This window comes from Mycobacterium sp. NPDC050441 (assembly GCF_040655355.1).
GTDB lineage: Bacteria > Actinomycetota > Actinomycetes > Mycobacteriales > Mycobacteriaceae > Mycobacterium.
On record NZ_JBFAJS010000001.1, the window covers coordinates 826,822 to 843,972 of the forward strand.

The 17,151-nt window shown below is 64.6% G+C and carries 15 protein-coding genes; 11 read left to right on the forward strand and 4 right to left on the reverse strand.

All coding sequences use genetic code 11. The features are described 5' to 3' along the window. Nucleotides 1-10 precede the first annotated feature (10 nt). The 11 genes from AB0I14_RS04140 (at nt 11) to AB0I14_RS04190 (ending at nt 10,360) form a co-directional block, all read left to right on the forward strand. On the forward strand, nt 11-841 hold the full coding sequence (locus AB0I14_RS04140) for a hypothetical protein (protein WP_358016175.1): 831 nt from the start codon (nt 11-13) through the stop codon (nt 839-841). Between the two features lie 141 nt (nt 842-982). Beyond that, nucleotides 983-2,881: a fumarate reductase/succinate dehydrogenase flavoprotein subunit gene (locus AB0I14_RS04145; RefSeq protein ID WP_358016790.1), complete on the forward strand. Its 1,899-nt coding sequence runs from the start codon at nt 983-985 to the stop codon at nt 2,879-2,881. A 2-nt stretch (nt 2,882-2,883) separates the two neighbouring features. Next, complete coding sequence (locus AB0I14_RS04150) at nt 2,884-3,633, forward strand: succinate dehydrogenase/fumarate reductase iron-sulfur subunit (RefSeq protein ID WP_358016178.1); 750 nt, start codon at nt 2,884-2,886, stop codon at nt 3,631-3,633. 130 nt (nt 3,634-3,763) lie between these two features. Then, a complete protein-coding gene (locus tag AB0I14_RS04155; RefSeq protein WP_358016181.1) occupies nt 3,764-4,768 on the forward strand; it encodes an AAA family ATPase in 1,005 nt (334 codons plus the stop codon). 9 nt (nt 4,769-4,777) lie between these two features. Further along, complete coding sequence (locus tag AB0I14_RS04160) at nt 4,778-5,668, forward strand: DUF58 domain-containing protein (RefSeq protein WP_358016184.1); 891 nt, start codon at nt 4,778-4,780, stop codon at nt 5,666-5,668. Then, nucleotides 5,668-6,141: a hypothetical protein gene (locus AB0I14_RS04165; RefSeq protein ID WP_358016187.1), complete on the forward strand. Its 474-nt coding sequence runs from the start codon at nt 5,668-5,670 to the stop codon at nt 6,139-6,141. The genes AB0I14_RS04160 and AB0I14_RS04165 overlap by 1 nt, the downstream gene beginning before the upstream one ends. Further along, nucleotides 6,132-7,202 carry a hypothetical protein gene (locus tag AB0I14_RS04170; RefSeq protein ID WP_358016190.1) on the forward strand — a complete coding sequence of 357 codons (1,071 nt, stop codon included), beginning with the start codon at nt 6,132-6,134 and terminating at the stop codon, nt 7,200-7,202. The genes AB0I14_RS04165 and AB0I14_RS04170 overlap by 10 nt, the downstream gene beginning before the upstream one ends. Continuing rightward, entirely contained in the window at nt 7,199-8,236 is a 1,038-nt protein-coding gene (locus tag AB0I14_RS04175; protein ID WP_358016192.1) for a VWA domain-containing protein, read from the forward strand. The genes AB0I14_RS04170 and AB0I14_RS04175 overlap by 4 nt, the downstream gene beginning before the upstream one ends. Further along, the gene (locus AB0I14_RS04180; protein WP_358016194.1) at nt 8,233-9,270 is read left to right on the forward strand and encodes a hypothetical protein; all 1,038 of its coding nucleotides are present in this window, start codon (nt 8,233-8,235) and stop codon (nt 9,268-9,270) included. Before AB0I14_RS04175 ends, AB0I14_RS04180 begins: the two co-directional genes overlap by 4 nt. Next, nucleotides 9,267-10,133 (forward strand): hypothetical protein, encoded by an 867-nt coding sequence (locus tag AB0I14_RS04185; RefSeq protein WP_358016197.1) that lies wholly within the window; start codon nt 9,267-9,269, stop codon nt 10,131-10,133. The genes AB0I14_RS04180 and AB0I14_RS04185 overlap by 4 nt, the downstream gene beginning before the upstream one ends. Before the next feature lie 71 nt (nt 10,134-10,204). After that, nucleotides 10,205-10,360: a hypothetical protein gene (locus AB0I14_RS04190; protein ID WP_358016819.1), complete on the forward strand. Its 156-nt coding sequence runs from the start codon at nt 10,205-10,207 to the stop codon at nt 10,358-10,360. Between the two features lie 33 nt (nt 10,361-10,393). Here the strand turns inward: AB0I14_RS04190 and AB0I14_RS04195 are convergent, their stop codons facing one another. The 4 genes from AB0I14_RS04195 to AB0I14_RS04210 all read right to left on the reverse strand — a co-directional run bounded on the left by AB0I14_RS04195 (nt 10,394) and on the right by AB0I14_RS04210 (nt 17,125). Continuing rightward, complete coding sequence (locus tag AB0I14_RS04195; protein WP_358016200.1) at nt 10,394-10,879, reverse strand: flavin reductase family protein; 486 nt, start codon at nt 10,877-10,879, stop codon at nt 10,394-10,396. 241 nt (nt 10,880-11,120) lie between these two features. Next, on the reverse strand, nt 11,121-12,890 hold the full coding sequence (locus tag AB0I14_RS04200) for an AMP-binding protein (RefSeq protein ID WP_358016203.1): 1,770 nt from the start codon (nt 12,888-12,890) through the stop codon (nt 11,121-11,123). Between the two features lie 47 nt (nt 12,891-12,937). Beyond that, entirely contained in the window at nt 12,938-14,062 is a 1,125-nt protein-coding gene (pe, locus tag AB0I14_RS04205) for an acyltransferase PE (protein WP_358016206.1), read from the reverse strand. 69 nt (nt 14,063-14,131) lie between these two features. Further along, the gene (locus AB0I14_RS04210) at nt 14,132-17,125 is read right to left on the reverse strand and encodes an RND family transporter (protein WP_358016209.1); all 2,994 of its coding nucleotides are present in this window, start codon (nt 17,123-17,125) and stop codon (nt 14,132-14,134) included. Between the last annotated feature and the right edge of the window lie 26 nt (nt 17,126-17,151).

Here is a 17,151-nt window from a genome sequence, read left to right on the forward strand (position 1 = left end):
AAAGGGAACCGTGAGCGCACCCACTGCTGACCGTCGCGCGACCGGGGTCTTCTCGTCCACACGAGCGCAGATCCCCGAGCGCACCCTCCGGACCGATCGGTGGTGGCAGTCGCCCCTGGTCGTCGATCTCGGCTTCGCCGCGTTCGTCATCTATGCGACTGTGCGCGCTTTCCTGCAGAGCAATTACTACGTACCGCAGTACCACTACCTGACGCCGTTCTACTCACCGTGCGTCAGCCAGGGCTGCACCCCCGAGGCCAGCCACTTCTGGCCACAGATCCTTCCCGACGTGTGGTGGCTGCCCTATGCGGCCCTGTCGCTGCCGTTCCTGCTGCTGTTCCGGCTGACCTGCTATTACTACCGCGGCGCGTACTACCGCTCCGTCTGGCAGTCGCCCACCGCATGCGCGGTCGCCGAACCGCACGCGAAATACACCGGCGAGACCCGGCTGCCGCTGATCATCCAGAACACCCACCGGTACTTCTTCTACATCGCCGGCGTCATCTCGCTCATCAACACCTACGACGCGATCATCGCGTTCCATTCGGACAAGACCGCCAGCGGCTTCGGTTTCGGGCTCGGCAATCTCATCTTGCTGGGCAACGTCATCATGCTGTGGGTCTACACGCTGTCCTGCCATTCGTGCCGTCACGTCGCGGGCGGACGCCTCAAGCACTTCTCCAAACACCCTGTGCGGTACTGGATGTGGACGCAGATCAGTAGGCTCAACGTCCGCCACAAGCTGTACGCATGGATCACGCTGGGCACCCTGATGCTGACGGACTTCTACATCATGCTGGTTGCCAGCGGAACCATCTCGGACCTGAGATTTATTGGTTAACAACCAATTACACAAATAAGGGATAAAGACTGCATGACTTCTCCTGATGCTCTTCGCGCAAGCGGCTCATCGGAACCTGATGGTCCTCGCGCAAGCGGCTCATCGGAACCTGATGGTCCTCGCGCAAGCGGCTCATCGGAACTGGAACGGCACTCCTACGACGTGGTCGTGATCGGTGCCGGTGGGGCTGGACTACGCGCCGTGATCGAGGCACGCGAACGCGGTCTGCGGGTCGCGGTGGTGACCAAGTCGTTGTTCGGTAAGGCCCACACCGTGATGGCCGAGGGCGGCTGCGCCGCGGCGATGCGCAACGTCAACACCAAGGACTCCTGGCAGGTGCACTTCGGTGACACCATGCGCGGCGGCAAGTTCCTCAACAACTGGCGGATGGCCGAACTGCACGCGCAGGAAGCCCCGGACCGGGTGTGGGAGCTGGAGACCTACGGCGCGCTGTTCGACCGGACCAAGGACGGCCGGATCAGCCAGCGCAACTTCGGCGGGCACACCTATCCGCGCCTGGCCCATGTCGGCGACCGCACCGGACTCGAGATCATCCGCACGTTGCAGCAGAAGATCGTCTCGCTGCAGCAGGAGGACAAGAAGGAACTCGGCGACTACGAGGCCCGGATCAAGGTCTTCCACGAGTGCTCGATCACCGACCTGATCAAGGATGGGGACCGGATCGCCGGCGCCTTCGGCTACTACCGCGAGACCGGCAACTTCGTGCTGTTCGAGGCCCCCGCGATCGTGCTGGCCACCGGCGGTATCGGCAAGTCATTCAAGGTGTCGTCGAACTCCTGGGAGTACACCGGCGACGGCCACGCCCTGGCCCTGCGCGCCGGGTCCGGCCTGATCAACATGGAGTTCATCCAGTTCCACCCGACCGGGATGGTCTGGCCGTTGTCGGTGAAGGGCATCCTGGTCACCGAGGGTGTCCGCGGCGACGGCGGAGTGCTCAAGAACTCCGAGGGCAAGCGGTTCATGTTCGACTACATCCCCGCGGTGTTCAAGGGCCAGTACGCCGAGACCGAGGAAGAAGCCGACCAGTGGCTCAAGGACAACGACTCCGCGCGGCGCACCCCTGACCTGCTCCCCCGCGACGAGGTGGCCCGCGCCATCAACTCCGAAGTGAAAGCGGGCCGCGGAACGCCACACGGCGGGGTGTACCTCGACATCGCCTCCCGCATGACGACCGAAGAGATCAAGCGCCGGCTGCCGTCGATGTACCACCAGTTCATGGAGCTGGCCGAGGTTGACATCACCAAGGACGAGATGGAAGTCGGCCCCACCTGTCACTACGTGATGGGCGGTATCGAGGTGGACCCGGATAGCGGTGGAGCCGGCACGCCCGGTTTGTTCGCGGCAGGCGAGTGCTCGGGTGGTATGCACGGCTCGAACCGCCTTGGCGGCAACTCACTTTCGGATCTGCTGGTGTTCGGCCGACGCGCCGGACTCGGTGCCGCCGACTACGTGCAGGCACTGCCCGAGCGACCCAAGGTGTCGGAGGCCGCACTCATCGAGGCCACCGAACTGGCGTTGGCGCCGTTCGAATCTCACGCGAACCCGGAGAATCCGTACACGCTGCACGCCGAACTGCAGCAGTGCATGAACGACCTGGTCGGCATCATCCGCAAGGCCGAAGAGATCGAGGAAGCGCTGACCAAGCTGGCCGAACTGCGGACCCGTGTGCACAACGTCAGCGTCGAGGGTGGTCGCGTCTTCAACCCGGGCTGGCACCTGGCCATCGATATGCGCAACATGCTGCTGGTCAGCGAGTGCGTCGCCAAGGCCGCACTGGCGCGCACCGAAAGCCGCGGCGGGCATACCCGCGACGACCACCCGGACATGGACGCCAACTGGCGCAACACCCTGCTGGTGTGCCGCGCGTCGGGCGAGGATCAGGTGGTGCCGGACGTGACCGTGACGCCGGAGCAGCAGCTGCCGATGCGGGAAGACCTACTCGCCACGTTCGAACTGTCCGAACTCGAAAAGTATTACACCGCACAAGAACTGGCCGAGCACCCCGATCGGAAGGGCTGAGCATGAGTGCCTACAACGCGAACCTGCGCGTCTGGCGCGGCGACGACACCGGTGGCGACTTGCAGGACTACACCGTCGAGGTGAACGACGGCGAGGTGGTGCTCGACATCATCCACCGGCTGCAGGCCACCCAGGCCGGTGATCTCGCGGTGCGGTGGAACTGCAAGGCCGGCAAGTGCGGATCCTGTTCGGCAGAGATCAACGGCCGCCCCCGGCTGCTGTGCATGACCCGGATGTCGACCTTCGACCCGGACGAAACCGTCACCATAACGCCCCTGCGGACGTTCCCGGTGATGCGCGACCTGGTGACCGACGTTTCGTTCAACTACGAAAAGGCCCGCCAGATACCGTCATTCACCCCGCCGAAGGATCTGCAGCCCGGTGAGTACCGGATGCAGCAAGAGGACGTGGAGCGTAGCCAGGAATTCCGCAAGTGCATCGAATGCTTCCTGTGCCAGAACGTCTGCCACGTGGTGCGTGACCACGAGGAGAACAAAGAGGCGTTCGCCGGCCCGCGGTTCCACATGCGGATAGCGGAATTGGACATGCACCCGCTCGACGTCGTGGACCGCAAGGACATGGCTCAGGACGAGTTCGGGCTGGGCTACTGCAACATCACCAAGTGCTGCACCGAGGTGTGCCCGGAGAACATCAAGATCACCGACAATGCGCTGATCCCGATGAAGGAACGCGTGGCCGACCGCAAGTATGACCCGATTGTGTGGTTGGGCAACAAGCTGTTCAGGCGGTAATCGCCGGAGTTCACCCACCGTTCGCCCACCGATCCCCAGGGGTCGGTGGGCAACATTTTTGGTGTGGCTGCCCCCAGCTAGCCGTTGCTAGGCTCAGCTGACATCACGCTCGCTGCGACGGGGGATACGCATGCAGTTGTCCGGACCTCAGCTGTCCCATGAGGACCTCCAACGGGTCGGCGGGACGGTCCAATACCTGCAGAACGCGCTGTCAGCGAAGATCGTCGGTCAGAAAACCCTGCAGCAATCCCTGCTGATCGGCCTCATCGCATCCGGCCACGTCCTGCTGGAAAGTGTTCCCGGCCTGGCCAAGACCACCGCGGCGAAGACCCTCGCAGAGAGTCTGGCCGCGCGTTTCCAGCGCATCCAGTGCACCCCGGACCTGCTGCCCAGCGACATCACCGGCGGTCAGATCTGGGACCAGAAGAACGGTGAGTTCAAGGTCTCGTTCGGACCCGTGCACGCCAACGTCGTGCTGCTCGACGAGATCAACCGGTCCTCGGCGAAAACCCAGAGCGCGATGCTGGAAGCCATGGAGGAGCGTCAGACCACGATCGGCGGAACGGTCTATCCGCTGCCCAACCCGTTCCTGGTGCTCGCGACGCAGAACCCGATCGACCAGGAGGGCACCTACCAGCTCTCCGAAGCGCAGATGGACCGCTTCATGCTGAAAGACATCCTCACCTACCCCACGGCCGAGGAGGAAGAGGAAGTCGTCGCCCGGATCGCCGGCGGGGTGTTCGACGCGCATCCGGAAGCCGGCAACGGGCAACTCGATACCCAGCGGGTGCTCTGGCTGCAAGCCATGTTCAAGCGCGTGTTCATCGACCGCTCGATCGTCAGGTACGCGAGCTACATCGTGAACGCGACCAGGTACCCCAAGAACTACCTGGAGCCCCAGCTGGCCGATCTCATTCAGTTCGGCGCCAGCCCGCGCGCCACCATCGCCCTGTGCCGGGCGGCCTGCGCCCACGCCCTGCTGGAAGGCCGGCCGTACGCGGTACCCGATGACGTCAAGGCCGTCGCCAAACGTGTTCTCCGGCACCGGATCATCCTGAAATTCCAGGCCTCGGCCCAAGGCATCACCCCGGAGTATCTCGTCGACGGTATCCTGCACCGCGTGCCGACGCCGTAGCGAGCCACGATGGGGGACATTCTCAACCGGGTCCGCGCCCAACTCAATTTCGACCCTCGGGCCGTCGGGATGCGGCTGCGGTCACACCGGGTGCTGGAGGGCGGCCACACCTCCTTGCAGTTCGGCCGCAGCGACGATTTCGTCGACCTGCGTGAGTACACCTTCGGCGACGACGTCCGCGATATCGACTGGAAGGCGTCGGCGCGCAACACCCACCTCGTCGTCCGCCGGTACGTCGCGGAGAAGACCCAGGAGTTCCTGCTGATCGCCGACACCGGGGCGAACCTGCTCGCCCACGCCCCCAGCGGGGAGAGCAAGCGCGACCTGGCGATCCTCTCCCTCGGGGCGGTCGGTCTGGTCGCCTCGGCGCAAGGGGACAAACTCAGCCTGGTCTACGGCGACGACCGAGGATCGTCCATCGAGCCGGGCAAGACCGGTGAGGACCATCTGGAGCAGATGCTGACCCTGCTCAGCCATGTCAGTATCGAGGTCGGCAATCCGTCCAACATCGTCAGGCAATTGGAGTTCGTCGCCGGCACCCTCGACAAGCGGTACTCGATCTACATCGTCTGCGATCAGCCACAGGTCACACCGGAACTCGTCGCGGCCGCGATGACGGTGCGGGGGCGCAACGCAATTCACTGGATCCTCATCGAAGACCTCGACATCCTCGGCCAACCGCGCACCGCGGACGAGGTACTCGACGTCGCTACCGGCAGAGCCCTTCTGACACCGTCGGTGCTGGGCGCCAAGGTGCTCGACGCGTACCGCCACTCCGAGGCCGCACGGATGGCCGAATGGCAGTCGTTCATCGCGCAACTCGACAGTCCGTGTGTGCGGATCGCGTCGCGAGCCGACATCGCCCCGGCCCTTTCCGTGCTGAGCGAGGGACGGCGCTGATGCACAGTTCACTCGAATTCCTGTTCCCCCCAATGACCTACTCGGTGTGGTGGGTCATCGGCGCTGCACTGCTCGTGCTGCTCGTCATCGGCTGGATCGTCGGGGTGATCGTGTGGACGCTGCCGATCGAGGTCCTACGACGCGTCCCGGTCCTCCGCGCCATCAGCTACCGGGTGCTGCGGTTCAAGTTCTCCCGATCCCTGAGCAAGGTTGAGCAGCAGCATCACGACGGTCAGCTGTCCACCCGCGATGCATTCCACGAAATCAGCCGAATCTTCCGAAATTTCATCGACTTTCGTACCGGCTATCAGGCGCGACGCATGACGGCCACCGATGTCGCGCAGAGCCCCTTGGCCGGTGCTGCCCTGAATGTCCTGGCCATGACCTATCCGGGACAGTTCGATGAGGCCGACCCGCGCACCGTACCGAGTGTGGTCGACGCGGCGCGGACGGCGGTGCTGACATGGACCTGAAATGGCCCCTGCTTCTGCTACCGATCATCGCCGGTATCGGTGTTGCGGTGTGGTACGCGACGCGACGCACACGGTACGGCTGGCAGGGCGAATTGCCTTACCTGGCAAGGTCGTACCGCCTCACCACGCTTCCCGAGTATCAACGCGCGCTACGCCTGCACGAACGCCTTTCCGTCGCGGCCCTGGTGATGGCGATCATCGCCGTCTTCATGCTCATCGGCGCGACCGTTCGACCGACGAAGACCTACGAACCCCAACTGGCCGGCTCGGACACCCCGCACGTCGACATCATGCTGTGCTTCGGGCCGTACTACAGCATCACCATGTCCGACGGGTTGGCCATCGATCAGCTGATGACGATCTTCCGCGACAAGGTGGACGGGTTCGGCAACCAACGCATCGGAATGACCAAGGAGTTCTATCGCAACTTCCCGGTCACCTCGGACCTCCCGTGGGTGTCACAGCGACTCGGTGAAATCGCCAAGGTTGCCCAAGGTGCGTCGTCGAAAGACGATCCCACTGCGGCCTATTCGACAGACACCGAACTTTTCGACCGCATTTCCGCCCGGGGCACGATCAACGACACCCTCGCCATGTGCGCCATGGGTCTGCCCGCGGTGGGGTCGGACAACGGTCGCGGCCGGGCGATCATCTACGTCGGCGATACCAAGAGCTACAGCGACACTCCCCCGACGTATTCCGACGCCATGCTGGCCGGGATCGTCAAGGACGCCAAGATCCAGGTGAACACCATCGTGCCCGGCACCCTCACCGGCGAGTCAGTCGACAAGCTGGTCAAGGATTCCGGCGGCCGGCAGTACCTCTACACCGAGGTGGGCGGGTTCAACGACGCCCCCACTCCGAGGAAGATCGACAATCAGAAGGACGAGCTGTCCGGTGCGGTCGACAAAATCCTGTCGAACCCGCCGCAGTCCACCCTGGATGACGAGCGCAAAGAAGAACTGCATCCGTTCCAGTGGGATGTTCCGGACATTCTGCTGCAGATTGCCTTGATCGCGACGGTCGCGCTCGCCGCGGCACGATTGGGGATGCGGCTGTGAAACTCAGTGTCGCCCCGGTGTTTCCGATCTGGCTGATCGTCGTGCTCGCACTCCTGGCCATCGGCCTGCGGGTTGGGGCAACCATCGCCACGTCCCGCAGGCAGGGCAGGATGCCGGAGCGAAGGGCATGGCTGCGGCTCGGTATGGCCGTGCTGGCGATCGTCTGTCTCGGGCTGGCGGCCACCCGTCTCGGTGACGAATCCCGCGCCGAACGCCCGCCCCGGCTCACCAGCACCGCAGAGGAATCGAACATCAACGTGTTCCTGGTGATCGACCGCTCGGCGGGCATGACCGCCGACGGTTTCGGCAGCTCGGGATCGACTGATTACCGAGACCTCGAATCACGTATGAAGGGCGCCATCAACGACGCCCAGGTGGTACTCACGAAGTATCCGGACGCCCGGTTCAGCGTGATCTCCTACGCCGACACCGCCCGCGTCGACTGGCCGATCTCGCGCGACGAGTGGAGCCTTGCGCCGTTCCTGCAGAACTTCAAGCCCTATGGGGACCGGTCTGCCGATGCAGTGGTGAAAACCAATGTTGCGGCAGCTAATTCGCTGCTGAAGGAACAACTCAACGCCGCATCGCGCACGTATCCCGGATCTGCGAATCTGGTCTTCGTCTTCGGCGCGGGCAGCGATCCCGGCGAGTGGGCCTTCGACATCCCCCAGGCCCAGGTGTCCGGCGGAGCCGTGTTCGGCTACAGCACCAACGAGGTCAAACCGCGGATCTACGCCGGCGCCAACTACGACACGGTCGACGTACCGCTCAACGAGGAGGCGCTCAACACCGCGGCCGACAGCCTGGGGATTCCGTTCCACAAACGTGAGCGCGGACTGTTCAGCGCCGACGAACTCCCCTCGGCTGCGCCCCAGGCCGTCCCCGCCGACCCGGTGATTCCCAAAGTGCCGCACCCGGACCGGACCGAGTTCTACTGGTTTTTCACTGCGATCGCCGCGGTGCTGCTCGGTGTCGAACTGTACGGACTGGTGGGACACTGGCTGAGGCGCAAACGGGGGGCGGTATCGAAATGACGCAAACGCTCCCACCTGCCGAAACCGGCCAGGCTCAAGAGCCCGAGCCGACAAGGCCCGCCGGCAACCGGCCCAGCCGCCTGCGGTTGCGGCGCAAGCTTCTGCTGTGGTCCATACCCGTGCTTGTCCTGCTGCTCCTGTTCGCAGTCAAGGTCGCCAGCGTCGGCATCCTCGGCAACAAGCTCCCGCGCCAGTTCGCGGCCCGCGATGACGGCGCCATGCAGAACACCTTGGAGTGGATCGATGTCGGCAACTTCGGGCGCGGTTTCCGCGAGAAGCTTGCTGCCGGAGACCTTCTCATGCTCCGCGGTGACATCCCCGGTGCCTTCGAAGAATTCAAGGCGGCACACGAGAAGGAGCCGAGCGCGTGTCCGCCGCGCGGCAACTTCGCCCTGGTGTCGGAAACCCTGAGCGACAACGAACTCAAACAGGGGCACTTCACCAAGGCCCGCGAAATCCTCACTCCCGCGGCGGAGGCGGCCAAGGGCGACACCGGATGCTTCACGACGTTCCCGTCCGCGAGCGCCGACGTCCGCGCCTTCGTCGGCGAGACGCCAGAGCGGTTGTCCAACAAGCTCGCAGCGCTCAAGGCCGGTGCCCTCACCAAGACTCCCGACGGCTACGACTACAAACGGGCACCCGGCGGGGGCATCGACTTCACGGAGTCCAAAACCGGGCCCTGCCCCTACGTGGACGACGAATCCCGCATGAAGGAATGCATCACGCTGCGCGACCGGGAGGTGGCGCAGAAGACCGAGGCCGCGAAGCAAGCCAAGGAGCAGGAAGACAAGGCCAAACAACAGCAACAGCAGCCACCCGCTGACCCCAACCAGCCGCCACCGCCGCCACCGCCGCCACCGCCGGGTCCCCCGGCACCCGGGACAGGCCCAGGCACCAAAGCCAACGGGGCACCGCAGTATCCCGACCACGTGGAGCTTCGCAAGGCCGGCCAGCCCGGCTACTGCGAACCCGACGGGACACCGCTCGGCCGACTGACCGCAGCCCTGTGCGACACGGCAGGACCGCAGCCGTGACCGGGCCCGACGGCGCGCCGAACCAGTGGTCGTATTCGGCAGCTCCCAGCGCCGCGAACCCCCGCAAGCTGTCCCGGCGGACGATCATCGCCGGAAGCGTCGGGCTCGCGGTCGTGGTGTTGCTCGTCGTGGCGCTGGTGGCCTGGTTGGCCTGGCCACGGTCGGCCCCCGTCGAGCAGGCGGACAGTCCCCATGACCGCAAGCCGTTGCTCAGTGACAAGCCGCCGACGATGATCCTCAACGCGATCGACTTCAACTCGCTGTATCCGCCGGGCTACACCGACTACGACTCGTCCAAGTCGGTGCGGCAGTCGGACGGCACCTACGACCCGGACCGGGAATACACGGAGACGTCGTCACCGCCGGGGTGTACCTGGAAAGACGATCCCATCGAAACCGGCAAATACGATTTCACCTTCAACGAGAAAAAGGACCCGGAGCGGTACGAGCACGCCCGCATCTCGCGGTTGATGTTCCCGGTCGACGATCCAGGCGGCAACAAGGCACAGGATGGGGATGACAGGACGTCCTTCGTGCTCACCGTGTTCCCCGCCAAGGATCCGAACAGCCTCGACTACGCCCGCCAGTGGTATGAACGCTGCCAGAACGCGAAGACGACCACGACGGTCACGAAGTTCGGGCAGGTCGTCGAGACCACCACAGGCACGGTCGACAACATGGTGACCAATGCACCCGAGTCGGCGGCCGACGACTCCTTCGCCGTGACCACCAGCAAGAAGGACGTGTGTGACTACTACGGCCTGGTCCGGGGAATGATCGTCAACGTCGCGTGCCCACCCATCCAGAAAGAGGCCGGCGCCCAGTTGTTCCGCAAGGTCATCATCGGCTTGCAGGAGATCTGAACCGCACGCCGGGATTCGGCGCGTAGGCTCAAGAAAGCAGCCAATCAGCGTCGAAAGGCAGCTTCATGAGCATGGGACAGACTCACAGCGTCACCGAGATCCGGACCGCGATCCGGGAGCTGTCACTCCGGGCCGACCTGGCCCGGAAAGAGGGCCGCCCGGACGATGCCGGCGAGATCGAACAACGCATCGCCAAATACCGCGACGAACTGGCCGCACGGCCCTGAGTCGGTGATCCGAAGCCCGAAGGCGCCGGGAGGTCAGGCGCCGAGCTTGCGGAATGTGCTGCGGTGGAACACGATTGGCGCGACATCGGCATTGACGGTGATGTCGCTGACCCGCAGCACAACGATGGTGTGATCGCCGGCCTCCACCAACTGCTCGATGGCGCTCTCCAGCCACACGCTGGTTCCGTGGATGAACACGGCGCCGGATTCGCGCGACTCGGTCTCCAACCCGGCGAACCGGTCCCCGGTCTTGGCGGCAAGCGTGCGGGCCGCGTCGTCATGGGATTCGCCCAGCACGCTGATCCCCAGCGACGGGAGGTCCTTGAGCTTGGGCCAGGTGGTCGAAGAGTTCTGCACACAGAACGACACCAGCGGCGGATCGAGCGACACCGGCACGAAGGTGCTGGCAGCCAAGCCGACCAGAGTGCCCTCTACCTCGGCAGCAATCGCGATGACACCGGACGGAAAGTGGCCGAACGCCTCACGCAGCGTTGTCGGGCTCAGTTCTGTTGCGCTCATAACACCTCCATCTTCACACAGCGCCTTCTCATCCATGATCCGACCTCAGCCGTGCAGCGCCCGGCCCAGTCACGGAATATCGTCGTCTGCCCGCCAGAACCGATGCAGACTGTCCCGCACCGCACCGCGGCGCTCGACATGGCATGGAACTCCTTGGGCGGCAACGCCATCTGAACGGGCGCCGTCGACGGACCGCCGAACCAGGTACCGCACTACTGCAATCTCACGCAGCGCTGGGCGCTCAGGCGTCCAACCGAGCGAATTCGTCCTGCCGATACTGTTCCGCGCAGGCGGCGCGGCGGATCTTGCCGCTCGTCGTGGTGGGTATCGACCCCGGAGGAACCAGAACGAGATCTCCGACATTCAAGCCGTGCGCATTGGAAATCGCGGAGGTGACATCGCTCTTGATCGCGGTGAGCCAGTGCCCCGCCTCGACCGGGGACTCGCCTCGCTTCTTGAGCTCGATGACGGTGACCAGCTTCTCGGTGCTGTTCACCGGAACCGAGATCGCCGCGACCCTGCCCCCGGTGATCTGCTGGACCGTCGCCTCGATGTCCTCGGGGTAGTGATTGCGCCCGCGGATGATCAGCAGATCCTTGATCCGACCGACGATGAAAAGGTCACCGCCGGAGACGAAGCCCAGGTCACCGGTTTTCAGCCACGGTCCGTGGGCTGTACCCGGCGACGGGTCGACGAGGGTGGCACCGAAGCACTGCTGCTCCTCCGGTGGCCTGCTCCAGTAGCCGGCCGCGACGTTGTCGCCGTGCACCCAGATCTCTCCGACCGCGTCCGGCGGGCATTCCCGGTTGGTGTCGATGTCGACGATCCGCACCACGGGCGACTGCGGCAGCGCGTACTGGACCAGCGCTGTGCCGGCTCTGGCCGCACAACGGCGAGCGCGGCCCGCCGCCAACTCGTCGACATCGAAATGAACATCCTCCGCCGACTCAGACCACGTGCCGGTGGCCACGAAGACGGTGGCCTCCGCCATCCCGTACGACGGACGCAGCATGTGGTCCCGGAAGTTGAAGTGCGCGAACCTGTCGGCGAAGCGCTCCAAAGTGGCAGGCTCCACACGCTCGGCGCCATTGATGATGCCCACCACCCCACCCAGGTCGAGTCCGGCGAGGTCCGCATCCTTGGTCTTGCGGGCGGCGAGGTCGAAGGCGAAGTTGGGCGCTGCCGAGAAGGCAGAGGGATTCTCGGCCAGCGCCCGTATCCAGCGGGACGGCTTCTCCAGGAACGCAACCGGGCTCGTCAACGCAGCGCGATAGCCGCTCAGGATGGGTGCGCACACACCCAGTACCAGCCCCATGTCGTGATAGAAGGGCAACCACGACACGATCGTGCGGTTCGCCGTCGATTTGCCGTCCGTATCCGAGAAGAAGCAGCGCATCAACTGCTCGAAATTCGCCTGCAGGTTGCGGTGCGAGATCATCACCCCGGTCGGCAACCGGGTAGAACCCGAGCTGTACTGCAAATACGCCGTATCGGGGAACTCGACAGTGCCGAAGTTCGGAGCGTCGCCGTGTCCTTCCTGCGCATCCACGTCCAAGGCGTCGATCTGAACGATCTTCGGTGCGGTGTCCAGGCGTGACTGATCCACGTAGTCGCCGACATCCTGCGCGACCGCAGAGGTCGTGAGGACAACCGACGGCGCGGTATCGACGAAGACCGCACTCACCCGGTCGTGGGTCGAGCCGCGGTGGGGCAACGGAAGCGGAACCGCGATCAACCCGGCCTGCATGGAACCGAGGAACGCCAGGATGTACTCCAGGCCCTGCGGGGCGAGGATCACCGCCCGGTCGCCGACCGAACCGTTCAGGCGGATCTGCCGTGCGACATTCATCGTCCGACGGGACAGCTGCGACCACGTCACGGTCTCGGAGACCCCGGCCGGGTCGTCGGTGTACTCGGTGAACGTGAAGGCCACGTCGTCCGGACGCAGACTGGCACGTCCGTGCAGCATCGAGAGAATGGTTGATTGGGGCGAAGTCGTCGTCAGCGTCATGTCACGTCCGTACTAAATCGTCGAATCCGTCGGCTCGCGCGCCGCTGTCAGTGTCCGCCGGACAACAGGGACAACGCACCGTTGGCGATCTCCGACATGGGGTCGGTGCCACCGCCGAACGTCGCGTCGTTGGCCGGTGCGGTGACCTCCGCGGGGTCGAAACCATGCACCGGATCCACGGTGATCGGAGCGGTGGCCGGGTCGTCGTTTCGCGAATAACCCGCGTTCACCCGGGGCAGCAGTATCGCGTCCAGCTGATTCAGCGTGCCCTGGTCATATCCGAGGTACTTGAAGGGCAAGACCAAGGGAAGGTGCTCTTCGGGTACCAGGTACGTCGTCGTCGTCGCACCCTTGGAGTTGACCGTCGTCCTGATGTTCTGCGGCGGAACGTTGCTCGGATTGGTGAAGGCGATCGCGGTGTGACCGGTGGCCAGGCCGGCGACCGCATTGATCACGCTCATCCAGTTGTCGGGCCGGTCCGGCCAGTCGGCGATGCTGTCGTAGGCCGAGATGAACTGGTCGGTGTGGTACTGGCTCTCCACGGGCTCCGGGATGCGGTAGTCCATGAACGGCACGACGCTGCCGACCGGGAAGTTCTGGGTCAGGAAGCTCTCCCCGAAGGGATGCTTGGCGATCGGGTCGCCGAACGTCGCGAAGGACAGTTGGTCCGGCGGCGGGGCCGTCGGATCGTTGGCCAGTCGCGCCTTCACCGCATTGAGCACGAGCGCGCCCTCGGACAGCCCCATCGCTCTTCCCTTGCCGCCACTGCGGATGGCGGCGTCGAGGTTTCCTTCTCCCTCGTCGACCGACTCGCCGATGCTGGGACCGTCGAGACCCAGACCGGGATAGATCTGCTCTCCGATCGGCCCGATACCAGGGAAGAGACGCTCCAGGGTGTGCCCCTGAACCTGCCCCGCGGGGTAATCGACCTTCACCCGTTTCATGCCGGGGAACCACTGCTCACCCGTCATCCGGATGTACTCGTCATAGGGAATACCGAGGACGTGGGCGCCACCCAGGGCGTACGCGGTCCCGGGGTCTGCCGGTGCGGGCGCACCGCCGTTCGATGTCCCGGGGGCCTGGGTGTCATCGGCGGCTGCCGATCCAACGCCGAAACATCCTGTGACACCGGCAGTTACCAGGACCGTCAGTCCTGCGAGTAGCTTCTTCATCTTGGCACCTGCCCGCTTTGCTTCGTTTCGAGTTTTCCATACATCACGTGTGCGCGCTTCCTGCCCTGGTCACGCGCTGGTTGCCGGTGTGCGTAGCGATTTCTGATCGCCCATTCGTGACGGCCACCAGTTGGCCTTGCCGATGAGCGCAGCGATGGCCGGCACCGTGATGGTGCGCACCACGAAGGTGTCCAGCAAGATGCCGACTCCGATCACGAAGCCGCCCTGCACCACCATGCCGATGCTGGAGAACATGAGACCGGCGACCGAGGCCGCGAAGATGAGGCCCGCCGCGGTGATCACCCCTCCGGTCGAACTCAGTGTGCGAATGATGCCGTACCGAATGCTGTGCGGAGACTCGTCCCGCATTCGCGACACCAGGAGCATGTTGTAGTCGGCTCCGACCGCGACCAGCACCACGAAGGCCAACGGCGGCACGCTCCAATGCAATTGCTGGCCGAGTAGCGATTGGAACACCAGCACACTGATGCCCAGTGCGGCCAGGTAGGAGATCACCACCGACGCGACGAGGTAGATCGGCGCGACGATCGAACGCAGCAGCAACATCAGGATCAGCATCACGACGACGAGGGTCCCGATGATGATGAACCGGATGTCCTGCTGGTAGTAGTCACGCGTATCCCGCAGCCCGGCGGGGAAACCGCCCATCGATATCGAGGCGTCGGCGAGCGTGGTGTTCGGCTGCGCGCCCCGGGCTATGTCCTGGATCTCGTTGACCTGGTCCATGGCCTCGGGACTGAACGGGTTGAGCTTCGTCTGCACCAGATACCGCACCGACCTGCCGTCCGGCGAGACGTACGCCGCGGAGGCCTTCTTGAACTCCTCCATGTTCAGCACCTCGGGCGGGATGTTGAACCCCGCCTGCGCCGGATCTGCGGCGTCGCTACGCATCGTCAGCAGAAATGCCGAGGCCTGGTCCAACCCAGCTGAGATCACCTTGACCTGCTTGACGAGTTCGTCCACCCCGCCGGCCACTTCGCGACTTCCACCGGCCAGACGGTTGGCGCCGCTCTGCAAGTCCTTCAAGCCCGACTGCGGACCGCCGGGCTTGTTCATCCCCATGGCATTGGCCGCCTTGGTGACGCTGGCGAGTGCCGCGTTCAGCTTCTTGACCGTGGCGTTGAGAGTCTGCCCGGCGCCGACCCCCTGGAGCTGGTGCGCCAGATCGTTGATGTTGTCGAGGCTGCCGTCCTGGTTCGCGTCCATGAGCCGTTGCATCTGGATGCGGCTATCACTGCACGAGGGGTTGGCATCGCAGACCGCATTGCCGTTCAACGCCATCAGCACCGGCCCGATCCAGGCGAATATGTTCTTGACGGCGGAGAAGTTGTAACCCATGGAGTTGGACAGCGCGTTGATGCTGTCGACCAGCTTGGCCGCGGTGTCGACGTCCTTCACGAGCTTGTCGCCACCGTATTCAGTGCGCACGGAGGAGACCGCGTCGACCGCGCTCTGGAGACTGGGCGCAATCTGGTTGATCTGGGTGCGCACGTCGGCGAGGCTGCCGGCCAGCGTGTTGGCCCCGGCCGACAGTCGGTTGAGGTCGCTCGAACGCTGGTCGATCTGGGTGGAACCGTTGGCCAGCCGGTCGCCGACGATGCCGGCCTGGAAGGTCGCCCGGAATTCCGCGGGTACCTCACCCAGGGGCCGGGTGATGCCGCTGACCAGGCCGACGTCCGGTAGCTGGGCGACACGCGAAGCCAACTGCTCCAGGTCTGCGAGACCACGCGGTGAGCGCAGGTCGTGCGGTGACTGGATGAGGATGTATTCGGGAATGGACTGTGCGATGGGGAAATGGCGTTCCACCGCGGCGTACCCGATCGAACTCGGCGCCGACGCGGCCACCACCTTGCGATCGTCGTAGTTGTAGCGGGCAAAGATCGCGGCGCCGGCCAGCAGCGCCAACACCAGAAGGCTGGCGACGAGATGCGGAACCGGTCGGCGAACGATGCGGATTCCCGAACGCCGCCAGAACCGCGCGGTCAGCTCGCGCCGGGGCTTGACCCAGCCGCGGGGCCCGACCAGGGCCAGGATGGCCGGCAACAGGGTCATTCCGGCCAGATACGCCACGCCGATACCGATCGCGGCCGACACCCCGACCGTTTTGAACACACCCATTTTCGTGAAGCTCAGCAGCAGGAACGTCAGCCCCACCGTCGCGGCAGATGCGGAGATCACCTTCCCGATCGACATCATCGCGGCCCGAACGGCCTGGTCGAAATCGTTGTCCGATCGCAGATAGTCGTGATAACGGCTGATCAGAAAGACTGCGTAATCCGTGCCCGCACCGGCCATGATCGCACTCAGAAATACGACGGACTGGTTCGAGACACCCGCACCGGTCAGCTGGGAAAAGCCCGCCACCAGTGCCTGCGCGATAAGCAGGGACGACCCGATCGTGATCAACGGCAGCAGCATCGTGACAGCGCTGCGGTAGACCAACAACAACACGGCCAGGACCAGGACGGCGATCGCGATCTCGATCGGGAGTCGATCGTTCTCCCCCGCGACGGTGAGATCGGCGGCAGTGGCCGCCGGACCGGTGAGATGCACGGCCAGCGGGCTGCCGGCCGTGCTGAGCTTGACGATGTCGGAAACCCGGTTGAACGAGTCCATTGCCCGCGGTGTGCCCAACTCCCCCACCAGGCCCACCGGGAGTACCCAGGTGGTCTTGTCCTTGCTGGTCAGGAACTGTCGCAGTTGTGGGGTGCCGATGAAATCCTGCACGCTCTCGACATCAGTCACGTCGTCGCGCAGCGCGTCCACAAGCTTGCGGTAGGTCGCCTCGTCTGAGGAGCCCAGCCCGTTCTCGTTGATCAGGGCCACCAACAACAGGTCGTTGTTGCCCGATTCGTGGAACGCCTCGGTCATCTTCTGAGCGGTGACGCTCGACGGCGCATCGTTGGGCAGGATTGCCAGCGGGTGCTTCTCGGCCATCGCGCCGAGGGAGGGGAACGTCAGCGGCAGGGCGATCAGCAGTGCGGCCCAGGTCCCGATCACTGCCCAGGGCCACCGCACCACAAAATCGGCTAACCGTCGCATGTCACCCTCACCTTCACCTTGAAGGC

Coding starts and splice junctions, on each gene's coding strand:
- AB0I14_RS04150 (WP_358016178.1), top strand. CDS start 2,884: ATGAGTGCCTACAACGCGAACCTGCGCGTCTGGCGCGGCGACGACACC.
- AB0I14_RS04155 (WP_358016181.1), top strand. CDS start 3,764: ATGCAGTTGTCCGGACCTCAGCTGTCCCATGAGGACCTCCAACGGGTC.
- AB0I14_RS04160 (WP_358016184.1), top strand. CDS start 4,778: ATGGGGGACATTCTCAACCGGGTCCGCGCCCAACTCAATTTCGACCCT.
- AB0I14_RS04165 (WP_358016187.1), top strand. CDS start 5,668: ATGCACAGTTCACTCGAATTCCTGTTCCCCCCAATGACCTACTCGGTG.
- AB0I14_RS04170 (WP_358016190.1), top strand. CDS start 6,132: ATGGACCTGAAATGGCCCCTGCTTCTGCTACCGATCATCGCCGGTATC.
- AB0I14_RS04180 (WP_358016194.1), top strand. CDS start 8,233: ATGACGCAAACGCTCCCACCTGCCGAAACCGGCCAGGCTCAAGAGCCC.
- AB0I14_RS04190 (WP_358016819.1), top strand. CDS start 10,205: ATGGGACAGACTCACAGCGTCACCGAGATCCGGACCGCGATCCGGGAG.
- AB0I14_RS04195 (WP_358016200.1), bottom strand. CDS start 10,879: ATGAGCGCAACAGAACTGAGCCCGACAACGCTGCGTGAGGCGTTCGGC.
- AB0I14_RS04200 (WP_358016203.1), bottom strand. CDS start 12,890: ATGACGCTGACGACGACTTCGCCCCAATCAACCATTCTCTCGATGCTG.
- pe (WP_358016206.1), bottom strand. CDS start 14,062: ATGAAGAAGCTACTCGCAGGACTGACGGTCCTGGTAACTGCCGGTGTC.
- AB0I14_RS04210 (WP_358016209.1), bottom strand. CDS start 17,125: ATGCGACGGTTAGCCGATTTTGTGGTGCGGTGGCCCTGGGCAGTGATC.